Here is a 1,575-nt window from a genome sequence, read left to right as displayed (position 1 = left end):
GCGCGTGAAGTTGCATTGTTGTGGGACAAGACACATCCCAAGTGAATTCAAATTATCTATCACTAATGATATAAAATGATAATTTGCATGAAACTGGTTAGCCGTGTGATGCTTTGCCGACATTGCAAAGGTTACCCTGATGCCAACGAAAACCGTTTCCCATGCCGATCTTGTGGCCGCCAGCGCGGTCGACGTCCGCCGTGCCATTCGCAACGGATCATATGCTGGACACACGTCGGGATTGGCTGCGGGCAAGCTACAATGTAATCTTGCGATCCTACCCGAACGATTTGCTTTGGATTTCCTGCGCTTTTGCCTGCGCAATCCAAAGCCTTGCCCTGTTGTCGCGGTCGGGGACACCGGCAACCCCGATCTTTTCACCTTGGGCCATGACATCGATATCCGTACGGATGTGTCGATGTACCGCGTGTTTCGGGATGGTGTGCTTGCCGAAGAAGTGCCCGACATCACAGATGTTTGGGCGGATGATCTTGTGACCGTCGCGCTTGGATGTTCGTTCACATTCGAAAATGCATTGCTGCGAAACGGTATCCCGGTCCGCCATATCGAAAGCGCGAAGAACGTTCCGATGTTTCGCTCAAACATTGATCTAGTTCCGGCAGGCCCGTTTCATGGCAAAATGGTCGTAACGATGCGGCCTATTCCTGAACATCAGGTGGAACAGGCAAAGGCGATTAGCGCGGGCTTTCCACAAGCGCATGGCGCGCCGATTGCGGTCGGTGACCCAACCCGCATCGGCATCGCAGATTTGTCGCAACCTGATTGGGGCGATGCCGTTGAAATCAAACCGGGTGAGGTTCCGGTTTATTGGGCGTGTGGGGTGACCCCGCAAAACGTCCTTCTTGATGCGCAGCTACCGCTTTGCATCACGCATTCTCCCGGACACATGCTGATCGCTGATGTCGCGGAAGACGCAGAAACAACAATTATATCAACAAACTAATCCAACAAGGAGCTCTACAATATGAAACGTACTCTTGCACTACTTGCAGCAACCACGGCGCTTGCAACACCAACATTTGCCGAAGATCTTTCGGTCGTTGGTAGCTGGTCCAGCCTGCCGTTGCACAATCAATACGAGGCCCCATTTTGGAGCACAACACTGCCAGAAGCATCCGGCGGGACCATCAATGTTGAGCTGACAACCCACAACCAGATGAGCCTTGGATTGGGTGATATCTATCCATTGCTTGGTCAAGGCGTCTATGACGTAGCGATGACTGTTGCTGACTATGCTGTTGCAGACGCGCCAGAGCTTGAAGGTCTTGATGTGCCACTTTTGGCGCTGACAGCCGATGAAGCCCGCGCAATGGTTGATGCAGCACGCCCGATGTTGGCTGACATCTACCGCGATCGTTTCAACTCGCATGTTCTGGCTGTCGCACCTTATCCGCCACAGGTCGTGTTCTGTAACGCGCCAATCACCAACCTTGCTGACCTTGAGGGTCTGAAGGTACGTGCATCCGGCCGTATGACTGCGAAACTGCTAGAAGCACTTGGCGCAGAGGGCGTGAACGTGTCCTTTGCAGAAGTGCCAGGCGCGCTGCAAAAAGG

The 1,575-nt window shown here is 53.3% G+C and carries 1 protein-coding gene and 1 pseudogene; both read left to right on the top strand.

All coding sequences use genetic code 11. The features are described 5' to 3' along the window. Positions 1-139: 139 nt before the first annotated feature. Complete coding sequence (locus QZ197_RS15095) at positions 140-964, top strand: putative hydro-lyase (RefSeq protein WP_296432994.1); 825 nt, start codon at positions 140-142, stop codon at positions 962-964. 21 nt (positions 965-985) lie between these two features. Further along, positions 986-1,575, top strand: a pseudogene (locus QZ197_RS15090) (C4-dicarboxylate ABC transporter substrate-binding protein); the annotation flags it as partial.

Source organism: Yoonia sp., from assembly GCF_017854415.1.
Lineage (GTDB): Bacteria > Pseudomonadota > Alphaproteobacteria > Rhodobacterales > Rhodobacteraceae > Yoonia.
Note: the sequence above shows the minus strand (reverse complement) of the source record. Positions and strands in the feature narration are given on the sequence as shown.

Coding starts and splice junctions, on each gene's coding strand:
- QZ197_RS15095 (WP_296432994.1), top strand. CDS start 140: ATGCCAACGAAAACCGTTTCCCATGCCGATCTTGTGGCCGCCAGCGCG.